The 26,157-nt window shown below is 44.3% G+C and carries 25 protein-coding genes; 4 read left to right on the forward strand and 21 right to left on the reverse strand.

From position 1 onward, the window contains the following. Positions 1–17: 17 nt before the first annotated feature. From fabF to yceD, 8 genes are all read right to left on the reverse strand, one after another. Complete coding sequence (fabF, locus tag HC752_RS13500; RefSeq protein WP_190335694.1) at positions 18–1,262, reverse strand: beta-ketoacyl-ACP synthase II; 1,245 nt, start codon at positions 1,260–1,262, stop codon at positions 18–20. 96 nt (positions 1,263–1,358) lie between these two features. Continuing rightward, a complete protein-coding gene (acpP, locus tag HC752_RS13505) occupies positions 1,359–1,592 on the reverse strand; it encodes an acyl carrier protein (RefSeq protein ID WP_004406112.1) in 234 nt (77 codons plus the stop codon). Positions 1,593–1,759: 167 nt separating this feature from the next. Further along, positions 1,760–2,494 carry a 3-oxoacyl-ACP reductase FabG gene (gene fabG, locus HC752_RS13510; protein ID WP_190335779.1) on the reverse strand — a complete coding sequence of 245 codons (735 nt, stop codon included), beginning with the start codon at positions 2,492–2,494 and terminating at the stop codon, positions 1,760–1,762. Between the two features lie 59 nt (positions 2,495–2,553). Continuing rightward, positions 2,554–3,477 carry an ACP S-malonyltransferase gene (fabD, locus tag HC752_RS13515; RefSeq protein ID WP_190335695.1) on the reverse strand — a complete coding sequence of 308 codons (924 nt, stop codon included), beginning with the start codon at positions 3,475–3,477 and terminating at the stop codon, positions 2,554–2,556. A 92-nt stretch (positions 3,478–3,569) separates the two neighbouring features. Beyond that, complete coding sequence (locus HC752_RS13520) at positions 3,570–4,523, reverse strand: beta-ketoacyl-ACP synthase III (RefSeq protein WP_190335696.1); 954 nt, start codon at positions 4,521–4,523, stop codon at positions 3,570–3,572. Positions 4,524–4,528: 5 nt separating this feature from the next. Next, positions 4,529–5,554 (reverse strand): phosphate acyltransferase PlsX, encoded by a 1,026-nt coding sequence (gene plsX, locus HC752_RS13525; protein ID WP_190335697.1) that lies wholly within the window; start codon positions 5,552–5,554, stop codon positions 4,529–4,531. Positions 5,555–5,563: 9 nt separating this feature from the next. After that, positions 5,564–5,734: a 50S ribosomal protein L32 gene (gene rpmF, locus HC752_RS13530; protein WP_004406120.1), complete on the reverse strand. Its 171-nt coding sequence runs from the start codon at positions 5,732–5,734 to the stop codon at positions 5,564–5,566. Positions 5,735–5,764: 30 nt separating this feature from the next. Further along, positions 5,765–6,289, reverse strand: coding sequence for a 23S rRNA accumulation protein YceD (gene yceD, locus HC752_RS13535; protein ID WP_190335698.1), 525 nt, complete (start codon positions 6,287–6,289; stop codon positions 5,765–5,767). Between the two features lie 135 nt (positions 6,290–6,424). Here yceD and HC752_RS13540 point away from each other — a divergent pair, with 135 nt between their 5' ends. Then, on the forward strand, positions 6,425–7,009 hold the full coding sequence (locus tag HC752_RS13540; protein WP_190335699.1) for a Maf family protein: 585 nt from the start codon (positions 6,425–6,427) through the stop codon (positions 7,007–7,009). A gap of 137 nt (positions 7,010–7,146) precedes the next feature. Here the strand turns inward: HC752_RS13540 and rluC are convergent, their stop codons facing one another. Continuing rightward, positions 7,147–8,097 (reverse strand): 23S rRNA pseudouridine(955/2504/2580) synthase RluC, encoded by a 951-nt coding sequence (gene rluC / locus HC752_RS13545; RefSeq protein ID WP_190335700.1) that lies wholly within the window; start codon positions 8,095–8,097, stop codon positions 7,147–7,149. A gap of 776 nt (positions 8,098–8,873) precedes the next feature. Between rluC and rne the strand changes: the two genes are divergently transcribed. Continuing rightward, positions 8,874–11,957: a ribonuclease E gene (gene rne / locus HC752_RS13550; protein ID WP_190335701.1), complete on the forward strand. Its 3,084-nt coding sequence runs from the start codon at positions 8,874–8,876 to the stop codon at positions 11,955–11,957. A gap of 342 nt (positions 11,958–12,299) precedes the next feature. Beyond that, a complete protein-coding gene (locus HC752_RS13555) occupies positions 12,300–13,856 on the forward strand; it encodes a SulP family inorganic anion transporter (RefSeq protein WP_190335702.1) in 1,557 nt (518 codons plus the stop codon). A 97-nt stretch (positions 13,857–13,953) separates the two neighbouring features. Here the strand turns inward: HC752_RS13555 and HC752_RS13560 are convergent, their stop codons facing one another. Together HC752_RS13560 and HC752_RS13565 are read right to left on the reverse strand one after the other, a co-directional pair. Further along, on the reverse strand, positions 13,954–14,550 hold the full coding sequence (locus HC752_RS13560; protein ID WP_202987898.1) for a DUF1287 domain-containing protein: 597 nt from the start codon (positions 14,548–14,550) through the stop codon (positions 13,954–13,956). Between the two features lie 116 nt (positions 14,551–14,666). After that, complete coding sequence (locus tag HC752_RS13565) at positions 14,667–15,122, reverse strand: low molecular weight phosphotyrosine protein phosphatase (RefSeq protein WP_190335781.1); 456 nt, start codon at positions 15,120–15,122, stop codon at positions 14,667–14,669. 90 nt (positions 15,123–15,212) lie between these two features. On the opposite strand from HC752_RS13565, the gene cobO reads away from it, so the two are divergent. Next, positions 15,213–15,818, forward strand: coding sequence for a cob(I)yrinic acid a,c-diamide adenosyltransferase (cobO, locus tag HC752_RS13570; protein ID WP_190335703.1), 606 nt, complete (start codon positions 15,213–15,215; stop codon positions 15,816–15,818). A gap of 99 nt (positions 15,819–15,917) precedes the next feature. Here cobO and HC752_RS13575 read toward each other — a convergent pair whose 3' ends face one another. The 10 genes from HC752_RS13575 to murQ all read right to left on the reverse strand — a co-directional run bounded on the left by HC752_RS13575 (position 15,918) and on the right by murQ (position 25,636). After that, a complete protein-coding gene (locus HC752_RS13575) occupies positions 15,918–16,883 on the reverse strand; it encodes a nucleoside hydrolase (protein WP_190335704.1) in 966 nt (321 codons plus the stop codon). A gap of 192 nt (positions 16,884–17,075) precedes the next feature. Further along, positions 17,076–19,208: an AsmA family protein gene (locus HC752_RS13580; protein WP_190335705.1), complete on the reverse strand. Its 2,133-nt coding sequence runs from the start codon at positions 19,206–19,208 to the stop codon at positions 17,076–17,078. 140 nt (positions 19,209–19,348) lie between these two features. Next, positions 19,349–19,990 carry a uridine kinase gene (gene udk, locus HC752_RS13585; RefSeq protein WP_190335706.1) on the reverse strand — a complete coding sequence of 214 codons (642 nt, stop codon included), beginning with the start codon at positions 19,988–19,990 and terminating at the stop codon, positions 19,349–19,351. A gap of 244 nt (positions 19,991–20,234) precedes the next feature. Next, the gene (locus HC752_RS13590; RefSeq protein WP_190335707.1) at positions 20,235–21,086 is read right to left on the reverse strand and encodes a MurR/RpiR family transcriptional regulator; all 852 of its coding nucleotides are present in this window, start codon (positions 21,084–21,086) and stop codon (positions 20,235–20,237) included. Positions 21,087–21,112: 26 nt separating this feature from the next. After that, complete coding sequence (locus HC752_RS13595; RefSeq protein ID WP_190335708.1) at positions 21,113–21,946, reverse strand: sulfite exporter TauE/SafE family protein; 834 nt, start codon at positions 21,944–21,946, stop codon at positions 21,113–21,115. Positions 21,947–22,088: 142 nt separating this feature from the next. Continuing rightward, positions 22,089–22,523, reverse strand: a complete 435-nt coding sequence (gene agaF / locus HC752_RS13600) for a PTS galactosamine/N-acetylgalactosamine transporter subunit IIA (RefSeq protein ID WP_190335709.1) — start codon at positions 22,521–22,523, stop codon at positions 22,089–22,091. A gap of 65 nt (positions 22,524–22,588) precedes the next feature. After that, complete coding sequence (locus HC752_RS13605; RefSeq protein ID WP_190335710.1) at positions 22,589–23,419, reverse strand: PTS system mannose/fructose/sorbose family transporter subunit IID; 831 nt, start codon at positions 23,417–23,419, stop codon at positions 22,589–22,591. A gap of 1 nt (position 23,420) precedes the next feature. After that, complete coding sequence (gene agaW / locus HC752_RS13610) at positions 23,421–24,194, reverse strand: PTS N-acetylgalactosamine transporter subunit IIC (protein WP_190335711.1); 774 nt, start codon at positions 24,192–24,194, stop codon at positions 23,421–23,423. Between the two features lie 2 nt (positions 24,195–24,196). Next, the gene (gene agaV / locus HC752_RS13615; protein WP_190335712.1) at positions 24,197–24,679 is read right to left on the reverse strand and encodes a PTS N-acetylgalactosamine transporter subunit IIB; all 483 of its coding nucleotides are present in this window, start codon (positions 24,677–24,679) and stop codon (positions 24,197–24,199) included. Positions 24,680–24,709: 30 nt separating this feature from the next. Continuing rightward, complete coding sequence (murQ, locus tag HC752_RS13620; protein ID WP_190335713.1) at positions 24,710–25,636, reverse strand: N-acetylmuramic acid 6-phosphate etherase; 927 nt, start codon at positions 25,634–25,636, stop codon at positions 24,710–24,712. Between the last annotated feature and the right edge of the window lie 521 nt (positions 25,637–26,157).

Genomic DNA, 26,157 nt, shown 5'->3' on the forward strand with positions numbered 1-26,157 from the left:
ATTCTTTTAGAATCGCATCAGATCTTTTTGAAGATCAATGAACCATTAGTACCACCAAAGCCAAACGAGTTACACAATGCGTACTCTATATCGACTTTACGAGAGGTATGAGGAACGAGGTCAATGCCTTCCGTACCTTCGTCTGGGTCATCAAGGTTTATAGTAGGAGGCACTTCTTGATCGACTAATGCCATCGCAGTAATGATCGCTTCAACAGAGCCCGCAGCCCCAAGTAAATGACCGATCATAGATTTAGTTGATGAAACCAGCACTTGCGCCGATCCTGCTTCACCTAAAGCACGCTTAATGCCTTTAATTTCAGCGATGTCACCTGCAGGTGTGGATGTACCATGAGCGTTGACATAACCGATTTGCTCACCCGTTACGCCCGCATCACGCATCGCGGCTTCCATAGCCAGTGCTCCGCCAGAGCCATCTTCACTTGGTGAAGTCATGTGGTAAGCGTCACCACTCATGCCAAAGCCGACAAGCTCACAATAGATTTTCGCACCGCGCGCTTTAGCGTGTTCGTACTCTTCAAGAACCATCATTCCCGCGCCGTCGCCTAGAACAAAACCATCTCGGTCTTTATCCCAAGGTCGAGAAGCACGTTGAGGCTCTTCGTTACGGGTAGATAGTGCTTTTGCTGCACCGAAACCACCAATGCCAAGTTGTGTGGATGCCTTTTCTGCACCGCCTGCTACCATCGCATCCGCGTCACCGTATGCAATCATACGTGCCGCATGTCCGATGTTGTGTAAGCCAGTTGTACAGGCTGTAGAAATAGCGATGTTTGGACCACGAAGACCTCTCATAATAGAAAGGTGCCCAGCAATCATATTAACGATTGTCGATGGTACGAAAAATGGGCTAATTTTGCGTGGACCTTTTTCGCGTAACGCAGTATGACCGGCTTCAATTAAGCCGAGACCACCGATACCAGAACCAATAGCCGCACCAATGCGAGGGCCGTTTTCTTCGGTTATCGTTAGGCCTGAATCATCAAGCGCTTGAATACCCGCAGCAATACCATACTGGATGAATAGATCCATCTTGCGGGCGTCTTTTTTAGACATGTACTCTTCACAGTTAAAGTCTTTGACTAAACCTGCAAAGCGAGTTGTGAATTCGGAAGTATCAAAGTGTTCGATATCAACGATACCACTCTGACCTGCTAACAGGGCTTTCCATGCTGATTCTACAGTGTTGCCTACCGGTGACAACATACCCATGCCAGTGACAACTACACGACGCTTGGACACGATATAACTCTCCGGAGTTGAAATTGATTAAGTGAAAGGATAGAAGATAGTCGATAAAAACTCAGGCGGTCAAGGATGACCGCCTGGAAGTGCAAATTACTGAGCGCTGTTCACGTAGTCAATTGCAGCTTGAACAGTTGTGATTTTCTCAGCTTCTTCGTCTGGAATCTCAGTGTCGAACTCTTCCTCTAGAGCCATAACCAGCTCTACAGTGTCCAGAGAATCAGCACCTAGATCGTCTACGAATGAAGCTTCATTCTTAACTTCTGCTTCGTCTACACCTAGCTGTTCAACAATGATTTTCTTTACGCGTTCTTCGATGTTGCTCATTTTTCTTTTCCTTTACAGACTTCGCTTTATGCGATGTTTTCCGTAGTTTATTCAAACTTTTAAAAGTTGCAAGGGTGACCTTGCTGGTCAAACCACAATTTGCGCGATTTTTCCCGAAATTCGGTACATTTTTGACCTAAATCATGCATAAATTAATTACGCAAGACTTAAACCATGTACATACCACCGTTTACATGCAGGGTCTCACCTGTAATGTAAGCCGCTTCTGGTGATGCTAAAAACACAACCGCAGAGGCAATTTCACGTGGGTCACCAAGGCGACCAGCTGGTACAGACGCTAGTGTAGCAGCACGTTGGTCATCATTCAGCGCTTTTGTCATATCAGTTTCGATAAAACCTGGCGCAACTGTGTTCACTGTCACACCACGAGACGCAACTTCGCGTGCCATTGACTTGGTAAAGCCAATTACACCCGCTTTAGCAGCCGCGTAGTTTGTTTGACCAGCGTTGCCCATAGTACCAACAACAGAACCAACATTGATGATACGACCGTTACGTTTCTTCATCATACCGCGAAGAACCGCCTTAGATAAGCGGAAGATCGAAGTTAAGTTGGTATCCATGATATCGGTCCACTCTTCATCTTTCATTCGCATTAGTAGGTTATCACGAGTAATGCCTGCGTTGTTAACTAGAATGTCCAGAGCACCAAATTCATCATTAATGGTATTTAAAACAGACTCGATAGATTCAGCATCTGTCACATTCAACGCAAGGCCTTTCCCATTCGCACCAAGGTACTCGCTGATTGCTGCTGCACCGCTTTCACTTGTTGCCGTACCCACTACTGTGGCACCACGTTCAACCAAAAGTTCAGCAATTGCACGACCAATTCCACGGCTTGCACCTGTAACCAGTGCAATTTTGCCTTCAAGATTCATCATGTTGTTTATTCCTTAGTTCTTCTAATAACTTTTTATTTGCCGCTTTCAGTAAAATGCTACTTAGCTGCTTCAAGCGTTGCCGAGTCATTTACAGCTGCACCGATAAGTGTTTTCACAATTCGTTTTGTTAAACCAGTCAGTACTTTACCCGGACCCAATTCGTAAAGTTTTTCGATACCTTGTTCGCTCATCTTTTCAACGCCTTCCGTCCAACGAACGGGGCTATGAAGCTGTCGGACAAGCGCATCTTTAATTTTTTCAGGATCGGTTTCAGCAATGACATCAACATTATTGATCACTGGAATGCTCGGTGCGTTGAATTCAATAGACTCCAGTGCTTTAGCTAATTTGTCTGCCGCAGGCTGCATTAGCGCACAGTGTGAAGGAACAGAGACTGGAAGAGGCAAAGCACGTTTAGCTCCGGCTTCTTTACACAACGTAGCGGCACGCTCTACAGCTTCTTTATTACCAGCGATAACCACCTGACCAGGAGAGTTATAATTCACAGGTGAGACAACGTCCCCCTGAGCGGCGTCTTCGCACGCTTTTGCGATAGCATCATCGGCTAATCCAATAATCGCATACATTGCACCAGTACCAGCAGGCACAGCTTCCTGCATTAAACGGCCACGAAGCTCAACTAACTTGATGGCTTCTTTAAAATCAATCACGCCAGCACATACCAAAGCGGAATATTCGCCAAGGCTATGTCCCGCAGATACTTCTGGAGTAGAAAGACCTTGCTCTTGCCATACTCGCCAGATAGCGACAGAAGAGGCTAGCAAAGCAGGTTGAGTGCGGAATGTCTCATTTAAATCTTCTACTGGACCATCTTGAACCAGCGCCCAAAGATCGTAGCCAAGCGCTTCAGAAGCTTCAGCAAACGTATTTTTTACTACTTCATGTTGCTCGCACAATTCGGCTAGCATACCAACGGCTTGAGAGCCTTGACCAGGGAATACAACAGCGAACTTGCTCATCGTAACGTTCCTTTAAAGCTAAGCACCCATCTGAGAATGCAATAAAAACAAAAAACAGATCAACGTTTCATGCATTGATCTGGCAGAAATCATCAGAATCGGACTAAAGCCGAACCCCAAGTAAAGCCGCCACCGAATGCTTCGAGTAATAGTGTATGGCCACGCTTGATGCGTCCATCACGTACCGCTTCATCTAATGCTGTCGGAATTGTAGCCGCAGAGGTATTGCCATGGCGATCCAACGTAACAACAACTTGATCCATCGACATAGACAATTTCTTAGCCGTCGCGGTGATAATCCTTAGATTCGCTTGGTGAGGTACCAGCCAATCCAGCTCATTTTTTCCCATTTTATTGGCTTCAAGTGTGTCTTTTACCAATCGGGAGAGCTGAGTAACGGCGACTTTAAAGACTTCGTTACCTGCCATGTGCAGCCATTTATCTGACTCTGCATTTTCGCGGCTCGCCATTGGCAAATTCAGTAAATCACCAAAACGACCATCAGAATGCAGGTGTGTAGAAAGAATGCCAGGCTCTTCACTTGCACTTACGACAACGGCACCAGCACCATCACCAAATAAGATGACAGTTGAGCGGTCAGTTGGATCGCAAGTTTTAGAAAGCGTGTCGGAGCCAACGACCAGTACGTTTTTACACATACCACTCTTAATATGTTGGTCAGCAACTGATAAGGCATAAACAAACCCAGAGCATGCTGCCGCTATATCAAACGCAGGACAACCGCCAATATCGAGCTGAGCTTGAAGCTGGCATGCAGATGAAGGGAAAGCGTGGCTTCCACTGGTTGTCGCAACGATAATTAAATCAATGTCTCTGCGATCAATACCCGCCATTTCAATAGCATTAACAGAAGCGTGGTAAGCCATGTCGGCAACCGTTTCGTTCTCCGCGGCGATACGGCGCTCTTTAATGCCTGTCCGAGTTACGATCCACTCATCGCTTGTATCTACCATTTTCTCAAGGTCAGCGTTTGTACGCACTTGAGACGGCAGGTAGCTGCCTGTTCCTAAAATTTTGCTATACATGAAGACTAATAATGCCTCTCGAGTAAAACCGCTTCCAAACGATCGCTAATCCGGCTGGGAACCTGTCGCTTGACCTCGTGTACCGCTTCGCCAATCGCATTGACGACAGCCGATACATCAGCACTTCCATGACTTTTAATGACAATGCCGCGCAATCCTAACAAACTTGCGCCATTATACTGGTCGGGGTTCAGGTTTTTGAGCTCATCTAAGAGACCACCGAACAGTTTTCTTGCAATCCAGGCTTTCACCCCTGAACCCGCAAGTTGGCTTTTTAGTTTATTGAGGAATAAATGCGCAACCCCTTCTGTTGTTTTAAGGCAAACATTGCCGACAAAACCATCACAAACAATAACATCAGCTGAATCGTGCAATAACTGATCCCCTTCTACATAACCGATGTAATTGACTTCATCGGTCTCTAATAGAAGCTCTGCGCATCGCTTCACCAAATCGTTGCCTTTTATGTCTTCTTCGCCAATATTCAAAATGGCTACAGTAGGCTTACGTCCTAGATGTTGTTCAGCAAGAGCGCTGCCCATCACGGCAAACTGGAACAAAGTATCGGCATCGCAGGATACGTTCGCACCCAGATCCAACATCCACGTTTTGTTTCCATTGGCTGTTGGCAGTGCAGAGACTAAGGCAGGCCGTTCTATTCCAGGCAGCAGTTTCAACCGAAATCGCGATAGCGCCATTAGAGCGCCAGTATTACCACCACTCACACAGGCATCTGCAGTACTATCTTCTACGCTATCAATACACAACTTCATTGAGCTGCCGTTACTATTTCTTAACGCTTGAGAAGGACGCTCGGTGTTGGAAATGGTGCGTTCGCTGTGTTTAATGCTTAAACGAGAATGTGGAATATACCCAATTTGGGAAAGTTGAGACGTGATCAAATCGCGATCACCAATTAAGATCACTTTTAGCTCTGGGAAATGCGACAATGCCTGCACGGCGGCAGGCACTGTTACGCGAGGACCGAAATCCCCGCCCATTGCATCGAGTGCAACGGTAATAGTTTGCAAAGGTTAACCTTACTTGTTGATAACCTTTTTGCCACGGTAGTAACCGTCAGCAGTCACGTTGTGACGTAGGTGAGTTTCACCTGAAGTTGCGTCTACAGAAAGTGCACTAGAAGTTAGTGCATCGTGTGAGCGACGCATGCCACGCATTGAACGTGATTTCTTACTCTTTTGTACGGCCATTGACCCTACTCCTATGTTATTACTTAAAAATTAACGTTTTAAGTCTTTTAAAACATCAAATGGGTTCGGTTTCTCTTTCACCACTTCTTCGGGAATTTCGCCAAACACCAAATTGTCTGAATTAACGCTACAATCCGCATCATCGTGCATTGCTACTTGAGGCAAGGATAAGATGAACTCGTCTTCAACAAGTTGTATTAAGTCGACTTCACCGTACTCGTTCAGATCTACCAAATCGTACTCTTCCGGTGCATCCTCTTCACTTTTCTCGCTATAAAAGGGAGTATAAGTGAATTGGACTTCACACTCATGTGCGAAAACTTCATTACAACGTTGACATTCTAAATCGATTTCGACGTTAGCTTTACCAGAGATAACGACTAATCGCTGTTCATCATGCCCAAAGGACAATGAGACTTTTGCGTCACGTTTTACGCCTTCGGTTGTGTCTGCCAAGCGCTTAAAAAGACTTGTTTGGATGATGCCATCGTAATCTAATCTTTTTTGAGCCGCTTTCGCTGGGTCAACCGTTCGCGGTATTTTTACCTTTTGCATAGGGCGCGAATATTATCGTTCAAATCTTCATGAGTCAAAGAAAAAGGACAAAAAAGTACGTTTTTTTCCTTATTTCTAGGATAAGCAATAAAACTTGGTTTATTCTACTCCAAACCCGTAATTAATCTCATCAAAATGAATACCACTCCTGAGCTGATTCTAGCGTCAACCTCTCCCTTTAGACGCACCCTCTTAGAAAAGCTAAGCCTCCCCTTTTCAGTCGCCTCTCCAGACTGCGAAGAAACCATTCATGAAGATGAAACCCCACAAGCGCTCGTCCTGCGGTTAGCTGAGCTCAAAGCACGATCATGTTCAATCACATCACCAGCACTCATTATTGGTTCTGATCAAGTTTGCGTCATAGATGGGAATATCGTTGGGAAACCTCATACTCGAGCAAACGCGATTAAGCAGCTTAAAGCTCAAAGTGGAAAAAGCATTACCTTTTATACAGGGATCGCGTTATACAATACGGAAAGTGGCTATTGTGACGTTGAATTGGATACGTTTGTTGTGCATTTTCGCCATTTAACTGACAGCATGATTAATAATTACTTAAATAAAGAAGAGCCCTACTTTTGTGCTGGGAGTTTTAAAAGTGAAGGGCTTGGTATTGCTCTGTTTGAAAAGCTGGAAGGCAAAGATCCCAATACTCTGGTCGGGTTACCATTAATAACGTTAATCACCATGTTAGAAAAACAAGGTATTCACGCTATTTAATTTTTCCTGATAACTATCAAAATGGGTGGCTTTCTCATAAAGACCGCATTTATTTGCATGCGGTCTCCTAATTCATGTCTTTACGCATTTTTCAAACCTGACACCGTGGACATGGTCAGCTCACGGTAAGCAGGATGCTAACTAGTCAGCTTTCTCAGCCCTTTCAGTACGTTTTCCAATTTATCATCCATTGGTGCTGAAATATCGACTTTTTCGCCCGAACTAGGGTGCTCAAATTTAATATTGGCTGCATGTAAGAACAATCTATCTAAACCGACTTTGGACGTATAGGCATCAAATCTAGGATCACCATAGCGATCATCCCAGCCAATAGGATGTCCAGTATACTGCGTATGGACTCGAATTTGATGAGTTCTCCCAGTTATTGGGCTGGCTTGTATCAGCGTGGCTTGCTCAAATTTCTCTATCACTTTGAATCGAGTTTCTGAAGGCTTACCTTTCGGGTTGATTCTTACAATGCTGTTGACTTCATTCTTAAGTAGAGGAGCGTTAACCACTTTGCAGCTATTCTTCCACTGCCCCATCACCAAAGCAAAGTAATATTTTTGTACCGTTTTCTCGCGAAACTGAGCTTGTAAGTGCCTCAATGCCGAACGCTTCTTCGCCACCAACAAAATACCAGACGTGTCACGATCGATACGATGGACAAGTTCTAAAAACCGCGCATCAGGTCGGAGCGCTCGTAACGCTTCTATCGCACCAAACTTAAGACCACTCCCACCATGTACTGCAATGCCAGAGGGCTTATTAAGAATCAACATATGATCATCTTCAAAGATAATGTGCTGTTCTAGCTCTGCCACTTTGTTTAACTTAGTACTTATAGGAGCAGATTCAGGTTCTGCTGCTATTTTTACTGGGGGTATACGTATGATATCCCCAGGCTGAAGCTTGTACTCTGCTTTGATTCTTTTTTTATTCACACGCACTTCGCCCTTACGCAAAATACGATAAATCATGCTTTTAGGGATATTTTTAAGTTGATTGCGCAAAAAGTTATCAATTCTTTGCCCAGCCATATCTTCATCAATATCGACAAACTGTACGGTTGTTTTGATTTCGTTCATGTCGCGCATTCTAACATTTTCGCTCTACTTCACCAGACAAAATGCACGCTAAGCCCAACGAAAACGAGAGTTTCCATAAAAGTTCAAAACTTTTTATTTCTGTCGGTGAAAAAAGTTGTGAATAACTAGTGGGTGAATAATTGTACAAGGTTAGATCAATTACCAATTAAGCCATTAATAACAGTCAATTACAAAAACAACCGGCATTTCATCTCTCATTTTTTCAACACATTACTAGAAAGCTGATTGCCCACTTTTCTCAGCACTGCTATAGTTCATTGCTGCAATGGTCAAATTGATTACATTTCGTACTCATACCAACAAATAAGTCGACGTAAAGTCAGTTGCGCAGATATTTTTCCATTTTGAGCTTGAATAACGTCTTTACCGGCAAATCCGGAAACCACTTTTTCTGCTTAATTGGATATTTTCATATCGCAATAATGAAACGTCTCTTATTTCACTTGGTCGCAGAATCCATGAGCAATCAGCTACAAGAGTAGATCGCTTCTCAATCTTTATGCAGCAATGGGCGTCAGACATAGAGACAGAAGCATCACTTGTCGTTCTACTCTCTTTATTTATGTTGAGTTATGACTGCCAAAACAGGTAGGTCACACGTTTTTTAGGATTGTGTGGCAACTGAAGTGTCCTAGAGCATCCCTTCCAGCCGTGAGGTTGCAACGATAAACCACGGGATCAGACACCATAAGAAAAGTGCGAAACGACAAGTTGAATAATCAAAACAAAGAAAAAGACAACGAGATTTTTTTAAAATGAAAAGAATGTTAATCAACGCAACTCAAAAAGAAGAGTTGCGTGTCGCCTTGGTCGATGGACAGCGACTTTTTGATTTAGATATCGAAAGTCCAGGTCACGAATCCAAAAAAGCAAACATATACAAAGGACGTATCACTCGAATTGAACCAAGCCTAGAGGCTGCATTTGTAGACTATGGTGCTGAGAGACACGGTTTCCTTCCACTCAAAGAAATTGCCAAAGATTACTTCCCTGATGGTTATACCTACCAAGGTCGTCCTAGCATCAAGGAGGTGCTTCAGGAAGGTCAAGAAGTTATTGTTCAAGTAGAGAAAGAAGAACGAGGCAGCAAAGGCGCTGCACTGACTACTTTTATCTCTCTTGCAGGTAGTTACCTTGTTCTTATGCCTAATAACCCTCGTGCTGGCGGTATTTCTCGTCGTATCGAAGGTGATGAACGCACTCAACTAAAAGCAGCACTGAGCACTCTAGAGTTACCTCAAGGTATGGGGCTTATCGTCCGTACCGCAGGTGTAGGAAAGAGTGCAGAAGAGCTGGAATGGGACTTAAACGTCCTGCTTAACCACTGGAACGCCATCAAAGAAGCGTCGGATGCCAACGCGGCTCCTTTCCTAATCCATCAGGAAAGTAACGTGATTGTTCGCGCTATACGTGACTACTTACGCCGCGACATCGGTGAAATACTTATTGATAGCAACACCATTTATGAGCGCGCCAAACAACACATTCAATTGGTTCGACCAGACTTTATCAACAGGGTGAAGAAATACGACGGTGATGTGCCCCTATTTAGCCATTACCAGATCGAAAGCCAGATAGAATCGGCTTTCCAACGTGAAGTTCGCCTTCCTTCTGGTGGCTCTATTGTCATCGACCCAACTGAAGCACTCACATCCATCGATATCAACTCTGCACGCGCCACCAAAGGTGGTGATATCGAAGAAACGGCTCTCAACACCAACCTAGAAGCTGCCGACGAAATTGCTCGCCAACTGCGTTTACGTGACCTAGGTGGTTTGGTTGTTATCGATTTTATCGATATGACACCCGTACGCCACCAACGCGAAGTTGAAAACCGACTACGTGAGGCTGTACGCTTAGATCGTGCTCGCGTTCAAATCGGTCGCATATCTCGATTTGGTTTGTTAGAGATGTCTCGTCAACGTTTGAGCCCTTCTCTTGCAGAAGCAAGCCACCACATTTGCCCTCGCTGTACGGGTACAGGTGTTGTGCGTGATAATGAATCACTTGCTCTCTCTGTTCTTCGTTTAATCGAAGAGGAAGCACTCAAAGACAACACATCGCAAGTATTGGCGGTTGTGCCTGTTGCTATTGCCTCTTACCTTCTTAATGAGAAGCGCCGTTCTGTCAACCATATTGAAAAACTTCAAGAAGTGAAAATTACGGTCGTTCCTAATTCTGATATGGAAACACCGCACTTTGAAGTCATCCGTATTCGCGATGGCGAAGAGCAAGACCTTCTTTCTTACCTTATTCCTAAGAAATTAGAAGCAATGAAAGAAGCAGAAGCTAAAGAGGTTGCAGAACCGGATATCAAGCCTAAGAAACTGGAAGAACCAGCACTCAAAGGTTTTGCCGCGCCAGCCCAGTCTGCGCCTGCTCCAAAGCCAACAGCGACTGCACATCAAAAGCCAGCAGCTAAGAAAGACAAAGAAAACCAACCAAGTTTCTTCGGTCGAGTCTTGAAAGCGCTAGGCAGCTTCCTATTTGGTTCTGGTGAAAAAGTCCAGAAAGAAGAAAAACCTAAAGAAGAAGAGAAAAACGACAATCGCCGTGGCGGAAATCGTCAGCGTCGAGATCGTAAAGATCAACGTGATAACCGTCGCCGCAATTCACGCGACAATAAAACTCGTAATCGTCACCGTGATAGAGACCGTGAGCAAGAAGTTGAAGTATCTGAAAACGATACGAAAAAGTCCGCTGATTCACGTAAGCAGAGTCGTAAACCTCGTCAAGACAAACGCGTTAAAGACGAAAGTAAAAACGATAAACTAGCGAAACAAGGTCAAGAACTGGCTGCAGAGGCTCAAGCCGCTGCTAATCCAGAGAAAAAAGAAAGAAAAGCCGAGCAAGTGAAAGAGCGTCGCCAACGTCGACAGCTTAAGAAAAATGTTCGAGTGAAAGATCAAAACCAAAAAATGGAAGCTGCTGAAGAAGCGAATACAGAGCAACAACTAAAGAAATCTGCTGCTGTAGAAGCTAAAAAGCCTGAAGCAAAGGAGGAGGAAGAGGAAACCAAACAGCGTCGTAATCGCCGTTCACCTCGTCATCTTCGTGCAAGTGGTCAGCGTCGCCGTCGTGGTCGTGATCGCCGACCAAATCCATTCCGTTTACGTAAAGGTGGTGTCGCATCACCTGAAATGGCTATGGGTAAAGTCATGCCTCGCTACGATTTGGCAAAACCCAAGCGTCGTAATGAAGAAGTTGTCGAAAATCGTGTTGAAACTCACGCTCCTGCACATGGTGGCTACTCATTCCCAGAGATGGCAATGGGCAAAGTCATCATCCGTCGTGAAGAAGCCGTTGTCACAGAAACTCAACCCATTGTTGAAGTGGCAGTAAAGCCGATTGTATCAGCAACGACTGATAACAGTGCTCAAGCAGTTGAAGCACCTAAAATGGAACCGCGTGAGACCGAAGTAGTTGCAACACAAGTATCTGCGGATCTGGCCCCAACTCAGGTGATTAATGCTCAGGATACTGAAGCTCTTGCAGCCGAAGATCTTGAAGCTAAAGTTCAGGCAACCACTCCAGCACCAGCACCAGCACCAGCACCAGCACCAGCACCAGCACCAGCAACACATGAAACAGCTGAAGTACAACCTGCACAACAAACTGTGGCTAAGGAAGCCGTTGAACCTATTAAGGTAAACGTTTCTCATCAGGTGAAATCACACGTTTCTGCGCCAACGGCGAAAGCACCTGGCAGTGATGAGCTAAAAGAAATCCAAGTTGTCGCGGCTCCTCTAAAAACAGAGCGATTCCAGCCAATCGGTGCGGGCAGTATCGCAGCTAAAAACCAAGCGTCTGCTGGTATGGCTAAAACTGGCAACTACTAGCTTAGTGCTACACTAAAAGCAGGTCGCATTAGCGACCTGCTTTTTTGTATCTCCAAGCAAACACTTTTTCCAAAAAAGCGAAAAGCAGACTGACCGTACCAATCTGTCACTATTATTCATTGAAGCGATATTCATTGAAGCGACACCCATTGAAACAGTAAGAATGTAAGCGTTCATAATGAGTGCTTATTGATTAATTAAGTATCAATATTGAACTTCATCACGCTTTTCGGTAGGATTCGCCGACTCAACAGTCGATTATTGAGCTGCTCTTTTAAACAACCTGTTACTCAGCCCCAATAGTCGAAATTACGTATTATCAAGCTAATTGACTGAGCTAACATGTTCGAATTTCCGCAATTTTCAAAGCACTCTGTAAAAAATGATGTGCTTTCTGGCTTAACCGTTGCTCTTGCATTGGTTCCTGAAGCCGTCGCATTCGCTTTCGTAGCAGGCGTAGACCCAATGGTTGGTCTGTATGCTGCATTTATCGTAGGTTTAATCACATCGGTTTTTGGTGGCCGCCCAGGTATGATCTCTGGAGCTACAGGTGCCATGGCTGTTGTGATGACAAGTTTAGTTATCACTTACGGTGTTCAATACTTATTTGCTGCCATATTACTCGCGGGTATCTTACAGATCGCCGCAGGTATATGTAAACTCGGCAAATTTATCCGTATGGTGCCACATCCAGTAATGATAGGCTTCGTTAACGGTTTGGCCATTGTCATTTTCTTAGCACAGCTAGGACAGTTCAAAGCCCCTGATCTTAAAGGTGTTCTGACTTGGCTGCCAGGTGACCAAATGCTACTCATGCTCGGTTTGGTCGCATTAACCATGTCTATCATCCACTTTCTACCCAAGTTCACCACCGCTGTTCCTTCTTCTCTTGTCGCGATTGTTACTGTGACTGGCTTAGTGGTGGGTTTGGATTTAGAAACACGTACTGTGGTTGATTTCCTAAGAACAATGTCGGGTGATGAAGCCGCAACATTGGCTGGCTCGCTGCCGACTTTCTCTATTCCAAGTGTCCCAGTTTCTTTTGAAACGCTTCAAATCATTTTGCCTTACGCGATTATTTTGGCAGCCATTGGTTTGATTGAATCTCTACTAACACTCACCGTTCTTGATGAAATGACGAATACTCGTGGTCAATCTAACCGCGAATGTGTTGGTCAAGGTATGGCAAATGTGACCTGCTCAATGTTCGGAGCAATGGGTGGCTGTGCGATGATTGGACAATCGATGATCAACGTCAATTCAGGAGGTCGTGGTCGACTTTCAGGCATCGTTGCTGCGTTAGCATTGCTCTTCTTCATCTTATTCGCATCTAACTTAATCGAAATGATCCCATTAGCGGCACTGGTTGGTGTGATGTTCATGGTGGTTATCGGCACGTTTGAATGGGCAACGTTCAAACTTGCACGTCGTGTACCCAAACAAGATTTCTTTGTTATCGTATTGGTCACGGTGGTGACAGTGCTCACCGACCTTGCCGTAGCCGTTGCGGTTGGTGTCATTGCATCAGCACTGATGTTTGCTTGGGAACACGCTAAACATATTTATGCGACAAGCAAGATTAATGATGAGGGTTCAAAGGAATACCACGTTAATGGCCCTATATTCTTTGGCTCAGCTGCAAACTTCTTAGAATTGTTTGATGCCGTAAACGATCCAGAAGACGTTATTGTTGATTTCGCAAGTTCACGGGTTGCCGATCACTCAGCCATCGAAGCTATCGAAACGTTAGCCGAGCGATATTCCGCGGCGGGCAAAACCCTTCACTTGCGCCATTTAAGCCAAGACTGTCGAGCGCTGTTGGATAAGGCCGGCAGCCTGGTTGAAATTAATGTAAAAGAAGATCCAAGCTACAAAGTGGCAACCGATATTCTGGCATAGTCACCTCTCGCTAGATGGGTACTGACATAATGAAGCCGACGCGTTAGCGTCGGTTTTCGTTTATGGCGGCTTAAAGCATGCGTTTGGGAAAATGACTTTAAGGGAAATAGCGATAATGCCCTGTTATTTTGTAATCAAATAACATGTCATCCATTTTCGGTCCCCAGCCAATATTGTGAACAATCAGAGGTCGTTTCCCATCATCTGATTTCTGTTCAACAACGATGCCTATGTGGGGGAGGTTTCCGGGTAACATCCATGTGACCATATCTCCGGGAAGGTAATTATCGCCGTCAGTGGATACCGTTAAACTTTTCCCGTGACGCTTGAAGAAGACTTGGAGGTTCGGCACCCGACGATGATCAATATTTTTATCTGGTCGTGATAGCCCCCAAATCCGCTTTGAGGGATACTCATCGAAATGGACCTTCATGTCTTCATGCACTTGCTTTTGAAGATCAACGCCCAACGTTCTATAACTTCGGATGATCACGTCCGTACAAACACCTTTGTTTGCCGCCACATCACCATTTGGATAAGGAATGCTGACATAACTGCCATCGTACATCACAAAGTGTTCTGTTCTCTCCATCGCGGCTTCAACTAAACCATGAGGAGACGTGACGGCAGTATAGGCTACCGAACTGACACTCAAAAGAGAGATTAAAGCGCTAAATTTAAGCTTACTCATCATTATCGAACTGCTGTGAACGTTCATTTTTAAAGATTACATCAGCTCATGAGTACTTTGTAACAACGAAAAGCAAAATGAGAGTCAAAGCTTACAATTTTATTTATCAGTTACACACCCTACTCTAGCAGCTGTTTTAGTAACGCATCACTGGCATCTTCGATTAAATCAATGACCATTTCAAAGCCATTCTCACCACCGTAATAGGGATCCGGTATTTCATCATACTGACTATCGCTAAAACTTAAAAATAGCTTTAATTTATGCTGATGCTCTGGTGGGCACAGTTGTTGAAGATCCGAAAGGTTTGTGTGGTCAGCGGCCAGTATCAAATCAAAACGCTCAAAATCATCTAATCGAATTTTTCTTGAGGTCATCCCTTTAAAAGAATAGCCTCTTCTCTCTCCGGCTTGCATAGAGCGTTGGTCGGGTTTTTCACCACAGTGGTAAGCCTGTGTTCCTGCTGAATCTACGATCAAATCGAACCCTTTCTGGCGAGATTTCGCTTTTAAAACCGCTTCCCCAGTGGGAGAGCGGCAAATGTTCCCTAAACAAACCACGAGTACTTTTGAAATCTTGTTTGCCATCCTCATTCCTTATGGTTTTTACCTGGCGTTTGTTACGTTATGATACCCGCATTCAGATCCAGTAAGAAAGGGAAAACCATGTCAGCAGAAGACAGGAAAGAAGAAAGGCACAAAGCACGTCAGCAACGCGTTAAAGAAAAAGTTGACGAGCGTATTGCTGCTGCACAGGATGTCAAAGGCATTATGCTGGTCATCACAGGAAACGGTAAGGGGAAATCGACCTCTGGGTTTGGCACCATCTGTCGAGCAGTAGGACATGGGCTAACGTGCTCTGTAGCACAGTTTATAAAAGGTACTTGGGATAACGGTGAACGCAACTTGTTGGAAAAGCTTGGCGTTGATTTTCACGTCATGGGTACAGGCTTTACTTGGGAAACGCAGAGCCGTGACAAAGACACTCAAGCCGCCCAGCAAATATGGCAAGAATGCAAGCGGATGCTTCAAGATGAATCCATCGATGTCGTGCTATTCGATGAAATTACCTACATGGTTAACTACGGCTACATTGAGTTAGAAGAAATACTGGACGCGCTGAAAAATCGCCCTTTCATGCAATCAGTGGTGATCACTGGTCGTGGCGCTCACAGAGAGCTCATTGAACTTGCTGATACGGTTTCCGAAGTTCGCAACGTGAAGCATGCGTTTGAGAATGGCGTCAAAGCATTGAAAGGGGTCGACTGGTAAAACAACAGCATTGGATGATCAGAACATCACATTGCCTGCCAATCGTATTGCATGTATCCAGAGAGAAGAGCGACCCAAGGTATAACGGGTCGTTCTTGCTCATTTAGCGTTCTCAAACTTTTTCCCAAATGCAACGGTCTTATCTCGATACATCGTTAACAAAGCGTCGGTATTCACTTTAGCGGCTACTTTATGAATGACCTTACCATGACTGGATTCTCCTTTTAGAAGAGTTGTCATACCTTGCTGTTCGCCCTCTGTTGTCACCTCTATCGCTCCCACTTCAAATTCAAACAATTCAGGCTGAACCACGCAAGCTATCGCCGAAGGATCGTGAACATGGCAGCCATTGAACCCGATAAGCGAGGAATAGAATTTCAAATAAAATCGGCTTACATCCCATATTAATTCACCCACTTGCCCTGCTTCTTCTTTCAATGACCTGAAATAGCAGTCATCGAATACACTGGATTCTGTCACGTCTAGCCCGATGACTGAAATAGGCCATGAGGCAGAAAAAACCTTTTGTGCCGCATGGGGGTCATCGTGAATATTGGCTTCGGCATGAGGTGTGATATTGCCTCTCCTGTTGTTTAACCCAAACGCGCCCCCCATAACAACCACTTCTTTGACCAAAGATGTAATGCTTTCATCCTCTTCCAACGCAAGCGCAAGGTTGGTTAGAGGTCCAACCGCCACAAGGGTGATTTCATCAGGATTTTCTCTAAGTGTATCTATAATGTATCGGTAAGCGGGTTTGTCACTGAGTCCAGTCATATCCACGCAAGAGACATCGACATCGCCAAAACCACCTTCACCATGCACATGCGAGGAAGGCCCGACAGGCTCTCTTTCTAAAGGTGCTTCCGCTCCTTTTGCAATGTCACAAGTGAATTGAAATTTGTCTTTTAAGAATTGGGCATTACGAGTGCTATTTTCTACGGTGGCATTCCCAAACACAGTCGTTATACCAATTAACTCAATGTCGGGATGCGCTTCTGCAAATAACAGAGCCATGGCATCATCGATACCAGGATCGGTATCTAGAATGATTTTTTCAACCATACAATTCATCCCTTTATCGCATTCTTAGAGCCATCATAAACCGAATCTTTCACGTCAACTGAATCTTTCACATCACTCGTGATGAAATTCACGCTCCACAGAATAGAGCCTTGTTGCAATAAAAAAGCGCACTGCCCTACGAGTCAGTGCGCCTTTTATAAAGCCAATTACTGGTTAATTAAATATTACTGGTTAATTGAATAAACCTTTAAGAAGCTTATCTGCAATATCTTTCGATTGATCAGGCTTTACCTTATCTCCCAATAGCTTATTGAGACCACGCTCCGCTTCTTTCTTCGCTTTTTGCTTCAAGATATCATCGAAAACCAATTTGAACTTAGGATCAGCCCATGCACCTGAGATCTGAACAGGAATCGTCACATCTTTCAAATCGTCGATGGTTTCCCCTCCCTGACCTTTTAGAGAACCAACAACCGATGTGCGAATCAGCATGTCCACATTTTGCTGGATATAGTTGGCGTTTCCTTTACCTGTAATACGCAGCAGCGGGGATTGCATGTTGAGATTGTCTGTCGACACAACGCCTTTATTCAGTTTCAACGTTGCTGTCATTGCAGAAAAATCGGTTTTCTCTACGTTGTCGGCAGCAGAGACATCTTGACCTTTAAACTTCGCATAATTCGTGCGAATCAGGTGAGGTAAGTTAACACCGTACACCGCGCCGTCGGCAAAGTTGATATTTACTGTCCCTTTTAGATTCTCTTGCAGAGCCGTCGGTTTTAGGCTCTGCCCCGTTAACGCCATATCAATATTGCCCGTGCCCTCTAATAAATTGTTATCAATAACATCGATCATTAGAGGCTGCACTTTCACACCTTTCACAGCGCCATTAATGCTGTATGAAGGCGTGGGTTTTCGTGCATCCAATTTTGCTTTTGTTGAGATGCTTCCTTCGTATAAATTGGCACTAAAGCGCGAGAGGTCGAGAACACCATTTTTTAACGTAAATTGAGTCGTGACTTTTTGCAATTTCGCATTGTTCGCCTTGAACTTGTCAATCACCAACTTTCCTTCAGCATTAACAAGCTTTAAAGCACTCAAATCCGGTTCAACCTCCGGTGCTTTAGGCGCTTCTTTACTCGCAGGCGCATCCTTACCTTCACCCGAGCTTGACTCTTTTGATTGTGTATTCAAACCAAGAAACGCATCCAAATCGATGTTCGGGCTGTACAAATTGAAATTGACCTGTGGGATCGCAGACAACGTCACACTGGCATCCCCATCGAGCTTGATGTCATTTGCTGTCAGCTTACTTAACACCAATGCAAGGTGGCTTTTCTTAACGTCAAATGTAACACCTGCATCTAAGTCCACTTTCATGGGTGATTGAGGAAGCGCACTGCCTTCTAAGGTATTTGATAACTTAATGTTTTGGACTTTAATCTTTGAAATCGCTTTATCGACAACTAGGCTTAATGCGCCCTGTGAATCCACTTTCATTCCTGCTAAATGACCAGCAAGTTTGTAAGACAGATCATTGGATTGATCAAAAGCGAAAGCAGGGAGAGAAAGTGTGACTTTCGCATTTAGCCCTGAAGATTTGTCTTCTACACTCGCATCCAGATCGACATTGCGTAATTCGTACTGCTTCAGGTCTTGAGAGAGTTTGAACTCCCCTTGACCTTCAGCAGAGAAATGCTGTTGATTCTGTGATCCCGTTACATCAAAGGTCAGTTGACTCCACTGACCAAATTCAAACTCTGATAACGAAGCATTCGCATCGCTGAGCGTTAGCAAACTGCCGGCCTGCTTGTCGGATACCGTTACTTTGGCATTAGAAATAGTGATACCAGCAACCGTGACTTGCCATTGTTCTAGTGCAGAAGACTCTGCGTTTGCCTCGGTGCCTTCTGGGGCTTGCGCGGTATCCGCTTGTGGCTGACTTTCTTCTTGAGAGGCATCAGATTGACCCGATTGAGTGAGCGAGTCTAGATTGGAGCGCCCATCTTCTAAGGTTTCTAACGATACTTCGGCACCATCTAGCAGAATGTTGCCAATAATGAGTTGGTTACTCAAGAGGGGCGTCACTTCAATAGCCAGCCCAACTTGTTCAACTTTGAGCAAATTAGGTAATGAAAATCCTTCTGGGTTTCTTAATTCGGTTTGTCCAATACTGAAACCTAAACTTGGAAAAAATTGCCAACCAATGTCTCCTTCAATGACCAGTGTCATACCAGTGTTCTTTTGAACCTGTTCAACAATCATGGGTTTGAATTGGTTTGGGTTAACGAAAATAATGAGGGCAAGTAGAGCAACAACAATCAAAGTGATTGGTACTGCAATGAAAAGAAGTAGCTTCTTCATCCTGGATTCCTTGAATCTGCGATCAGAGAGATATACTCAAATTACCTCAAACATACAAAAGTGGCGCATGATGCGCCACTTTTTGTTATGCATTTTTGCCGATTTATCAGAACTTTGACAATTCTGAGCGATCGCACTGCTTAACTTTTTAGCAATTTCGCGATATGCGCTTTCAAAACGTCAATCGCAATTCGATTCTTACCACCACGAGGAACAATAATGTCGGCATATTGCTTAGAAGGTTCAATAAATTGCATGAACATAGGACGCACGGTGTCTTGGTACTGCTTAAGCACGGATTCCATAGAACGTCCTCGATCTTCTACATCACGTTTGACGCGGCGAAGTAAACAGATATCCAATGGTGTATCCATGAAAACAGTCGCGTGCATTAAATCACGTAAACGTGGATCAGTAAGAAGAAGAATGCCTTCTAAAATGATCACTTTCTTCGGTGTTAATGTCGTTGTGGTGTCGGTGCGTGTATGCTTTGGGTAACTGTACTCGGGCACTTCCACTGCATTCCCTTGAATCAATTGCTCTAGGTGCTTACAAAGCAAATCGTGATCAAGTGCATTTGGGTGGTCATAATTGGTTTTTTCGCGCTCTTCCATGCTCAGATGGCTTTGATCTTTGTAGTAGCAATCTTCCGTAATCACACCAATATGGTCGTCACCGACTTTCGCAAGAAGCTCGTTGTAAATGGTACTTGCGATTAAGCTCTTTCCTGAGGCAGAAGCGCCAGCAATTCCCACGATGACGCATTGATTGTTATTAGACATGTATAGCACCTGATACTAATTTGGTAGCTGGGGTTGGGTTAAACCGCCCGATTATAGGGAGATACAATACTTAATACCAGTATGGAGTGTGGAATTTATCATTAATATCGATTTGCAATAAGCATAAACACGCATTGCTGTTTGCTTTTTAAGCAGAGTATTCTAAGGCGGGGAGCTCTTTCAGTAAAAAGGATGGTATTGATAACGCATTAGCCGAAGCAGTTTAAACTCTTCGGCTAACGTTTCATTTTGAGACAAGGTTCGAAAAGTTGTTACGAATTCGCTGTAGTGAAGACGTCGCGGTTTCCCCCATCAACGCGGTAATCCGGAAATACAGAATATCGAATATCATCATTTGAGAAAGTTGAGGTGTAATCATCCCCAATTCATGATGACGCTCCTCATAAGCAAAGGACAGTACCAGATCCGCCAGCTTTGACGTTGGGGTTTTACCATACCGTGTGATAGCAGAAATCTGACTGCCGCCCGCCTGAGCGATCTCCAATGACTGAATCACCTCTTTCGTTTGCCCCCGCGTTGTAAACGCTAACGCAAGATCGTGCTCAGTCAACATGCTTGCGTAGGCACGCTGCACATGTGTATCGGAATTAAACAGAACATTTTTATTAATTCGGATAAGCTTTTGGTATGCGTCAGACGCCACTACACCCGATGATCCCACACCAAACAATGCGATTTTTTCAGCTTTCATCATAACGCTAGCTAAGCGTTCAAGAGCCTCTGGATCAACCACTTTGATTGAGTTCTCAACGTTCTTGCGAAAAAGATACCCCGCTTTCTGGATAATCTCTGAAGGAGAGTCGTCAGAGCGAACATCATTGTAGAGCACCTCGCCGACACTGCGTTTTTGAGTGGCTAAATACTCAAGTTTGAACTCGGAATACCCTTTGTATCCTAAACTCTGAGCGAATCGGATAACTGAAGCATTACTGACATCACATTGATTGCCTAGCGCGACAGCACTCAGAGTTGATATGTTGTTTTTTTTGTCGCTGAGCAAGTATCCAGAAATTTTCTTTTCTGCATCACTGCCATGTACGAAAAGCATTTCTAATCTTGGAATAAGATCTGACATAAAGACGCCTAAGATAATACCTGAGCCTAAAACATATTGGTTAACATCATAATCAATATACTCACACATATCACGCTTAGCGTGACCAAATACACCGTGGTTTCAGAGAATTGTTTAAGTAACGTGGTGGCAATCGGAACACCAATCAGAGAGCCTAAAACAAGCATCAAAGCCGTTGGGATATCACTTTGCCCGCCTTGAGCGTAAATAAATGAAGTACTAGCGGACAACACCAAAGCGATCACGATCGAGGAGCCGACAGATTTTTTAATGCCAATACCTAGGTGGCTATTTAAGATTGGAAGCAATAAAACACCGCCCCCAATACCTGTCGTTCCTATTATCAACCCGCAAAACCCTCCTGATAAAACCGCTTGATGTAACGTCTGGTGTTTCACTTTTGTAGGGGCAACCGTGTGAACCGGCTTCTTACTCAGCACATACTTTTTTGCCAATAAATAGAGCGCAAAAAACATCACGGCTATGATCAACACTTGAACACTATTTGAAATCCATTGGTTGTACTCTGATTGGCGACTGAGATAGACCACCCCAAAAGCGCTGGCAATGCCAACGGGGACTGCGCCAAGCAACACGCCTTTTACACTGCGCCAATCAACGTTAGCGGCCTTAATATGAAAAATACTGGCATTGACCTTAACTAACGAAGCAATCAAGCTCGCCGTTCCGACGGCTAATACGGGCTCCATACCAAAGACAAACTGAAGGAGGGGAATGATAAGAATGCCTCCTCCAACCCCTGTTAGCCCCATCGCAATACCAAGCAGCAAACCGATAGCAAGCTTGAGAAAAGCCGAATAAAACGTAGCATCTCCAGCCAAAAATAGGAAAAATTCCATTCATGAAAGCCCTGAAGGTAAGTATCGTTACTGAATTTATGCAAAAGAACTTTGCACGTCCGAATGAGCGACTTTCAATTAAGCTGTAGACTCTGTATCTACAGCTCTTAGTTGAATCATTGGATCCTAGAAAAAGTAGGCGCTATATGCCTCCATCTTCATCTGTTATTTGTCTTTCTTTCTCGAGTTCATCTGCCAGCCGCGTCAGACCGTTGTGACCACAAGTCAGCGCTGTTTGAGCAAATTCCGTTAACCCCATGCCCTCTCGCTCCAATAACATCTCGACACAAAGCTGAAGATTGGTTCCCGAGATAACTTCAATATTGCCTCTTTCAAGCGCAATCTGTGACGCTACTCGGAAGGGGCTCCCCCCCAACAGATCCGTCAAAAACACCACACCGTCATTTGTTTCCAATCTGTCTAACTCATTCAGCATTAATGACTCCAGTTCAGGCACTGAAATGCCTTCTACAAAATCGATGAACGAGAAATTTTCCGGTAATCCAATGATTTGATTCACTGCTTGCCCCAAACCCGATCCAAAACAACCATGACCTACCAGTATGACCGCTATCATTTTTTACCCTTTTGAAATTCAAATCGACAATGCGGGATTCCCCGCATTGGTTTCAACAAAGTTCGCTATAGAACGCCAATGTAATGACCGCCGATACCGAACAAAATCATTAGGAAAATGATCTTTGTCGGTGAAAGCCCTTTCATTAACAATCGATAGGTCAGAAGTACAAATAATACTGGAAGAATGTTTGGAACAATTTTGTCCAATAGATCCGTCTGGATACTGAAAGTTGTATCGGCGTAACCTATTGTTGCCGTAGTTTTAAGCTTTACGAATTGTGCAGACATGGCACCAATAACCATAATCCCAACGATGGTTGCAGAACGCGCCATCGCAACGGTATGATCTTTCAGCTTATCCAGTGCTTTTAACCCAGATTTGTATCCATAATTGAACAGAGGAATTTGAATACTCAGCCGCGTAACATTTAATAACAATAAGAAAAAGATTGGAGCCAGATAAACATTGTCCAGCGCCAACGACGCCGCAATAGCCGCACTAATCGGTTTCAATGTAAGGTTGAATAAGGCATCACCCACACCAGCAATCGGCCCCATCGCCGCCACTTTAAAGGCACGGATGGTTTCCACTTTTTGCTTGCTTTGCTCCATCGCCAACACCAAACCCAAAATGAAAGTCACTAGATAGGTATGGGAGTTGAAAAAATCCATATGAGCACGCATGGATTCACCTAAACGATCTTTTTGCTTGTGAATGTGCTTTAACCCTGGGGATATCGCCCAAAGAAATCCACACGCTTGCATACGTTCGTAGTTAAAAGAGGCTTGAATAAAGAGCTGACGCCACAGAATTTTTCTTACAACCTTTTTTGGTAAATCACTTACGATGTCTTCATTTGATAATGGTGAGTCTGGAGAAATCTGATTCGTCATTTTATATACCTCCGCCTTGATTTTGGTTTTGCACCACAGCAGGTTTGCTCTCTTCGATTCTTTGACGCGTCATGTAATCAATAACCGCAATACAAGTTGCGAAAATAGCGATAGCTAACACAGGAAGGTTCAGATAAGTCATTGCGGCAAAACCAGCAATGAAGTATGGAATAAACGCTTTCTTAAACATGATCTTCAGCAGCATCGCAAATCCGAGTGCAGGCATCAGACCACCCGCGATTTTAAGACCCTCAATGATCCCTTCTGGGACATACGCGATGATCGCATTCGCCACTTCTTCACCGAAGTAAACCGGAAGCACGGCAGTGATAAAATAGAGGGTTCCCAAAGACAGCATGCCCAAATGATTTATGCGAGCTATCCCTTTATCATCACCTTGTGAGGCCAAGTTATCCGCTTTATGCATCAAACCTGAAAACACCGTAAACTGAAGGACAATCAACTGCTGCATCAAGATGGCGAAAGGCAGAGCTATCCCCACAACAACCTCGGGTGCAAAGCTTCCTTTTATCGCAAAAGCGGTTCCAACTATGGCACCAATTGTCACGTTAGGTGGCTGGGCACCTGCAATCGGTACAAGCCCTAGCCATGCAAGCTCTAAGGCTGCGCCAACGGCAAGTCCAGTTTGGTAATCCCCAAGAATAAGACCCACCACAGGTCCCGTTACAATTGGGCGACCAAAATAGAATTGTCCACTGTAAAAGTCGACACCAGCAAAGGCTGCCCATAATCCTATTAATATGATTTCAAACATATCTATCCCTTATATGCTTCGTAAAGATCAAATATGTCCAACTTGTCCTCGTGAGGCATTCGTTGGACGGCAAAACGTACACCTAGCTCTTGCAGCCGTTTAAAAGCCGCCATATCATCGTCATCCACTGAAACAGTGACATGAATTTGTTTTTTACCTTCGGCATAATGCATGTTGCCGATATTGATATCGTTCAGAGGTACCCCGCCCTCTGCCAAGCGGACAACATCTTGTGGTGTTCTCACGACAAGAATGATGTGTTGCTCTGGAGAGGCTTTGTGAATCACATCGATTGTTTTTTGTATTGAAAAAAAGCGCACACCCATGTTTCCTGCAGACATGGTCATTAGGTCCTGTTGTACGCTATCTGCTGAAACATCATCGTTTGCAATTACAATCAGGTTGGCGTTAGCGTGATGACTCCAAGCAACTGCCACTTGACCATGCAGTAACCGGTTGTCGATTCGTGTTAAATTGATACCCATTAGATGTTCTCTCTTCCTTAATTATGTCTTTTAATTATTGGTATGGCTTTGTTTGGCAATCAGCAACTGCTCTTCTAAGGTCTGAAATTCATTCTCTATACATGCGAGTGCTTGCTGGTAAGTCATATCTCCTAAGCACATCAATACAGCAGCACGAGGGTGATACTCCGCTTTTTCTAAGAATGCTTTTGCTTTCGCTAGAGATACGTGACAAATAGACGATACGATATTCTCTGCTCGATAAATCAACTTTTCGTTGCTCGCAATTAAATCGATCATTTGGTTGTTATACACTTTACCAAGACGGATCATTACGGTCGTACTGATCATCCCCAACAACATTTTTTGCGCAGTACCACTCTTCATACGAGATGATCCGTTCAATACTTCCGGACCCACATCCGGAGCAATCGCAATGCGCGCTTCTTTCTCCATAGGGCTAGGTCCACGCGTGCAAATAGCAATCGTTAGACACCCAAGCTGATTAGCATATTCCAATGCTGATAACGTAAAAGGCGTCCGACCACTCGCTGAAATACCAATCACGACATCTTTCGATTCAAGGTTTCGCTCTTTTAGCGCAGCGATAGATAACACTTTGTTATCTTCCACTTCTTCCACTGCTGCCAACATCGCGTCTAACCCTCCAGCGATGATCGACTGAACCAGCTCTGGATTAATACCAAAAGTAGGGGGACATTCAGCACTATCCAGAACGGCCAGACGACCACTCGTACCGGCACCAACATAAAATATTCGACCACCATTAAGTAGCTGCGTACAAATCGCATCGACGGCTTTTTCTACAGAAGAAAGGTGTTGCTCTATGGAGTCAGCAACCGTTTTGTCATAAGCGTTAATCGTTTTGAGAACTTCCATTGTGCTTTTCTTGGAGAGATCAACCGTGAGTGAGTTCGCTTCTCTTTCTATTAGTGCGTCGATATTGGTATCTCGCATAGAGACTTTTCCTTACTGATAAAATAAACCCTTAATGTAATAAAAGTATATTTACAGATATTAATTATGTAACGAAAGGACATTATATGTTTTATTGATATAAATGTGATTGGCGTCATAAAAGTACATCTTGGATTGGTTTTTGTGTAATTCGAGTACATAAGAAGAAAATGACTGCCTTTCTCCATTACACGATGAGCAGTCACAAAACAGACTCGAACTCATCTTATCGTTGCGATGTATTCGATGGATCAGGTGAGACATTACTCAAGTACTTTGGGCTACAGAAAACGACTCAAATTGAAGGGAAAGTGAGATAATTGACAACCACTTAAACAGAGATAAACCGGAACTGGTGGCAACAAATAGGCGACGTTCCACAGTAGAGAGGGCGCTTTTAAACCGCCGAAGCTAATCACCTCAAGCGACGAAATCCCCCCTAATCATTCTCTGATTGGGGGGGCTTTCCATCAAAGCTTGTGTTGACTGAGATTGGAAGACGTAATACGTGACGTTACCCT

This window comes from Vibrio sp. S9_S30 (assembly GCF_014694455.1).
In the GTDB taxonomy this organism is placed as follows: Bacteria; Pseudomonadota; Gammaproteobacteria; order Enterobacterales; family Vibrionaceae; genus Vibrio.

What these genes read in the sequence shown, in the direction of transcription:
- acpP (WP_004406112.1), bottom strand. Translation starts at nt 1,592, where the DNA reads ATGAGCAACATCGAAGAACGCGTAAAGAAAATCATTGTTGAACAGCTA.
- fabG (WP_190335779.1), bottom strand. Translation starts at nt 2,494, where the DNA reads ATGAATCTTGAAGGCAAAATTGCACTGGTTACAGGTGCAAGCCGTGGA.
- fabD (WP_190335695.1), bottom strand. Translation starts at nt 3,477, where the DNA reads ATGAGCAAGTTCGCTGTTGTATTCCCTGGTCAAGGCTCTCAAGCCGTT.
- HC752_RS13520 (WP_190335696.1), bottom strand. Translation starts at nt 4,523, where the DNA reads ATGTATAGCAAAATTTTAGGAACAGGCAGCTACCTGCCGTCTCAAGTG.
- rpmF (WP_004406120.1), bottom strand. Translation starts at nt 5,734, where the DNA reads ATGGCCGTACAAAAGAGTAAGAAATCACGTTCAATGCGTGGCATGCGT.
- yceD (WP_190335698.1), bottom strand. Translation starts at nt 6,289, where the DNA reads ATGCAAAAGGTAAAAATACCGCGAACGGTTGACCCAGCGAAAGCGGCT.
- HC752_RS13540 (WP_190335699.1), top strand. Translation starts at nt 6,425, where the DNA reads ATGAATACCACTCCTGAGCTGATTCTAGCGTCAACCTCTCCCTTTAGA.
- rluC (WP_190335700.1), bottom strand. Translation starts at nt 8,097, where the DNA reads ATGAACGAAATCAAAACAACCGTACAGTTTGTCGATATTGATGAAGAT.
- rne (WP_190335701.1), top strand. Translation starts at nt 8,874, where the DNA reads ATGAAAAGAATGTTAATCAACGCAACTCAAAAAGAAGAGTTGCGTGTC.
- HC752_RS13555 (WP_190335702.1), top strand. Translation starts at nt 12,300, where the DNA reads ATGTTCGAATTTCCGCAATTTTCAAAGCACTCTGTAAAAAATGATGTG.
- HC752_RS13560 (WP_202987898.1), bottom strand. Translation starts at nt 14,550, where the DNA reads ATGATGAGTAAGCTTAAATTTAGCGCTTTAATCTCTCTTTTGAGTGTC.
- cobO (WP_190335703.1), top strand. Translation starts at nt 15,213, where the DNA reads ATGTCAGCAGAAGACAGGAAAGAAGAAAGGCACAAAGCACGTCAGCAA.
- HC752_RS13575 (WP_190335704.1), bottom strand. Translation starts at nt 16,883, where the DNA reads ATGGTTGAAAAAATCATTCTAGATACCGATCCTGGTATCGATGATGCC.
- HC752_RS13580 (WP_190335705.1), bottom strand. Translation starts at nt 19,208, where the DNA reads ATGAAGAAGCTACTTCTTTTCATTGCAGTACCAATCACTTTGATTGTT.
- udk (WP_190335706.1), bottom strand. Translation starts at nt 19,990, where the DNA reads ATGTCTAATAACAATCAATGCGTCATCGTGGGAATTGCTGGCGCTTCT.
- HC752_RS13590 (WP_190335707.1), bottom strand. Translation starts at nt 21,086, where the DNA reads ATGTCAGATCTTATTCCAAGATTAGAAATGCTTTTCGTACATGGCAGT.
- HC752_RS13595 (WP_190335708.1), bottom strand. Translation starts at nt 21,946, where the DNA reads ATGGAATTTTTCCTATTTTTGGCTGGAGATGCTACGTTTTATTCGGCT.
- agaF (WP_190335709.1), bottom strand. Translation starts at nt 22,523, where the DNA reads ATGATAGCGGTCATACTGGTAGGTCATGGTTGTTTTGGATCGGGTTTG.
- HC752_RS13605 (WP_190335710.1), bottom strand. Translation starts at nt 23,419, where the DNA reads ATGACGAATCAGATTTCTCCAGACTCACCATTATCAAATGAAGACATC.
- agaW (WP_190335711.1), bottom strand. Translation starts at nt 24,194, where the DNA reads ATGTTTGAAATCATATTAATAGGATTATGGGCAGCCTTTGCTGGTGTC.
- agaV (WP_190335712.1), bottom strand. Translation starts at nt 24,679, where the DNA reads ATGGGTATCAATTTAACACGAATCGACAACCGGTTACTGCATGGTCAA.
- murQ (WP_190335713.1), bottom strand. Translation starts at nt 25,636, where the DNA reads ATGCGAGATACCAATATCGACGCACTAATAGAAAGAGAAGCGAACTCA.